This window comes from Paenibacillus popilliae ATCC 14706, from assembly GCF_000315235.1.
Taxonomy (GTDB): Bacteria; Bacillota; Bacilli; order Paenibacillales; family Paenibacillaceae; genus Paenibacillus_B; species Paenibacillus_B popilliae.
The window spans coordinates 1-3,845 of sequence record NZ_BALG01000301.1 but is presented as its reverse complement, the minus strand read 5'-3'; the positions used below and the strand labels follow the sequence as shown (position 1 = coordinate 3,845).

Annotated in this window: 1 protein-coding gene; it reads left to right on the top strand. The window is 44.1% G+C overall.

The window, feature by feature from the left end:
• The first annotated feature begins 55 nt into the window (after positions 1-55).
• Complete coding sequence (locus tag PPOP_RS22955; RefSeq protein ID WP_234399880.1) at positions 56-3,337, top strand: hypothetical protein; 3,282 nt, start codon at positions 56-58, stop codon at positions 3,335-3,337.
• Positions 3,338-3,845 lie beyond the last annotated feature (508 nt).

Genomic DNA, 3,845 nt, shown 5'->3' with positions numbered 1-3,845 from the left:
TGAATTAAGTACACCAGCAAATGATCATCTAAACACAATGGTATCTACCCTACATGTGATCGCGAATGATAAAAATATAGAACAAATAACGTCTGAATTAGAAACCCAATTGGATCACTTGCCACCCGAAATCATAGAAAATGGGAGTACGGTATTCCTTCAGCCCCTCCAAGCAAAACAACGCAGTCTACATACCCAAATGAATAAGATGGCTACCCAACTCGCGGCCATGAACGAAGAACATGTTGAACCCCATTTACAGTTCTTCCAACAATCTCGAATAGAGGAGTTAACCGTAGAAGAGTTAGCCGTATTTGAAAATCAATTACTAGCGATGATGAAGCAGAAGAATGCCGACATCGTGACAGATATTCAGCAGCAATTAAAAAGTGCAGCAGATCGGGAGCAAGAGGCTTATAACCGGATCGGGCAGAGTGCTCGCGATCGTGTAGAACAACAAAGGCTGGATGGGAAAGTTTTACTAACAGATTTGTGGGCAAGCCGGTCAGAAGAGAAAGAAGAGCGTGAAGCGGCAGAGCGGCGTGCCGAAGCGAAGACGAAGCAACTGATTCAAGTCCTTAAAAACCGACAAGGGCTCTCTTATCAAAGCCTGTGGCAGGCCATTCATCCGGAACAAGGAACAACGCTGCCGTCCGCGCAGAAAACAGAAACTAACCAAGCCAAACAACGACTATACACCACCGTGGAGCAAGCTTCCCACTCTGCAAGTATGGCTGTTGATTTGGGAAAACAGATGAAAATGATTGTGGATGGGGTGCAAGGGGAGCATGCCAGAAAAATAGCCAAGGAACCTACCTTTGCTAAATTTTTTACCGAGCTTGGAAACCATTTATCCGAATCGTTCCGGAACCCCAGTCAACTCGTCAAATCCATCTACGAAGGCAATAAACAAGCGGTGCAAGCCGTGGAGAATAGTTTGCAGGCCAGCTTGTTCGGTCCCGGGGAAACAGAAACGAATGCACATATCCGACAGCAAGCGGACAAGCAACGCGTGCTACGAACGATGGTGTCGTTGGCGCAACTGATGGAGCAAATCGATTCAGAAATAACGATAACGGATTTGGCAGCCCAAGCGCAACTGCTTGCCGCCTTGGAGCAAGCAGCGGGGACAGAGGAAGAGCGAGCCGCATATTGGAGTAATCTAGAGGCAGCAGCGGAGAACGTCATTCAGGTCAAGCAAGCCAAAGAAAACATAAACGGGCAACGCCAAGCTTTGCAACACACCTTTTCACCTATGGTTGAAATGATCGAGCATAACTTATTTGACAGACCGGGGTGGCAAGCACAGACTTTAGATAGACTGAAATACGTTCAGTTTACAGTGCTAGCCATTGATCCGATTGGAAGTTTTGTGCCTATTCGTCCAGAAGAAGCAACGACCTTAGTTATCAAAGGAATCAGTCGAGAAGCAGGCATTTTATCAAGAACGGCCACCAAGCTAGAAGCGATAAAGGACAGCGCGGTTGAGGCAGAAGAAACAGCAGTGAAACAAATAAGCGAGGAGAGCGTGAAAGACGAAAGTGCGGTTGAAGAAAGGGAGATCCAAGTGTGCAGACCGTGCGTTCCCGGAGGTAGAGCCAAGCGGTCAATCGAATGCTGTGAAACGGAACCACAACCGGGGACAAGCACGTCAACGGAACAGCCAGAGTTAGATGACAACATCCCAGCACCTCCAACAGAAGAAGAAATCGCAGCGATGGAAGGGAGAGAACAACAGTCGCAGCCGGGGACGAGTGATAACACACCTACACCTTCGCCGATCAAGCCTAACGGTGAAGGTGAGCGGTCAATAAACGAATTGTCGGAGGACGAACAGGTAGACGAGAACAACAATCGTGTAAAAGAAGAAATAGCAGAATTTCCAACTGAAGATCGTCCGCTTATATTGGATGCGAGAGAAAGACGTAAATTAATTCGCGTCCCGTTTAAAGAGGGGGAAACGGTTCTTGGTGAACTGTCCAGTAATGAAAATAATGGTGAAATTTTAATAACAGGTTTAACAGAGGCAGATGCAAGTGAACTGCCTACTATATATGGGTTAGAAAATGCTAACTTACTCCGAACAACTTCGCTTACGGAAAATCATTTTTTTAAATATAGAAATGAAGAAGGTGCCGTTTTACCTGTGGAGACCCTGCAGATACATGCTGCTCCAGATCAAATTGCTCCTGTTATTCATCGTGTAGGACAGAAGGTTTCACTTCAGTGGAGTGATTGGCAGCATTTTGTTACTTATTCTCGTAGAGTAAAGAAAAGGTTGCTAGGCAAGGTGTTATCTCTTGGAGATCAACCCCATTCTTTTGTTCAAATCGGTGTGCCTTCGTCTACAACGAACCAACAATTAAAAGAATTTCCTTTAAATATTTTTGTACGCACGGATGGCGAACAACAAGGCAGGTATAAACCGATTCAATATGTATATACAGACGAAATCAACCGAGATGAACACGTTGATGTAAATGAATCACCGCAGGAAACGGCGGTAGTGGTTGGACAAAAATTATCGTTGCCTTTTGCAGAACCTTCGATAGAAGGAAGGGTAGAGCATATTGATACGGTTCTTAATTATCCCATTGTATTTGTCCATGTTGCCGTACTTCCGGAACGCGTACAATCTGTGAAACAACAATTGCAAGCCTTATCTCGAGAACGACATTGCTCTGTACCCATGGAGTGGAAAGGACAATCGATAACTGCGCCTGTCGTTGTTCGCATCGGAGATGAAGTTATCGGAGGGAAAGTAGGGAATGTTGTTGAACCCGATGATGGAGATGCATTCATTGCATGGGCATCTGTTACCGATTGGCGGCCCGTATCTTTAAATGCAGAAGATGCGGAACGAATCGTAAGAATTGGCATAAAAGAAATTCGGGAACATCCGGAGCGCTTAGGCTCCACAATAGAACTGCTAGACTTGTTGCCGTTCAATTTACAGGCAAAATCATTGCAAAAGTTGATGAAAACACAGGTAGTCCCCCAGCAGCAGATAAAAAAGATACACGCGAAAATAAAAGATATGATTGTAAATACGTTGTTACCGAATATAACGAAAGACGACATGCTTAACGCGATTGTGCTTAAATATCCGATTTACAACTATGGTCCCTATCAAATTCAAAATAACGAAGAGTATATCATAAAGCAAGCTGTTGAATTGGTTCGAAAATCGATACTGGAACTCCTACAAAATGATATGGCTGCGCTTGGATATTCCTTACAAACACAAATCAGGAATGAAATAAATCCCGTTGTTAAGGAAGTTATCCGTGATATTTACGAAGAAAAAAGAAGAATAGAAACGAATGAAATCATGTGAAAGATGCTCACAACTGACAGCCTGAGGAATTACAGCAGCAGCTATAGAGGTACATCAGGAGTCATTTGAGCAGTCGGAACTGGATCGGATCGAACGTGGGTTGGAGAAAACACGCTTTTGCTGATAAGCAGAATCTAATTCGGAGGGTGGTCAAAAGGGTCACTTGTAATAGCCACAAAAAATCCAGCCCTGTTCAGATCCAATTGTCCCGTGCAACACGGCGGCTCCAGAGCCGTGCTGCACGAGCGTTCGCGATCATCTGGGCCATAAATATCGCCAAACCAAGGAAAATGCGATGGGTAGGAGTCTAAGCGCTGTTGGTACTTGTCAAAGTCAGTAAATGTTATTAAGGGGTATTTTGTAACCAATAAAGGATTAATTAGGTGTAAAATATTGGTTGTTCATGGAAAAATGAAGATTTGGGAGGGGAAATCACTGATGAAAAGGAAGATGACGTTAAAAAAATTAAGTCCAATCCGTCTTATTGTTATGTTAATAAGTTGCAACT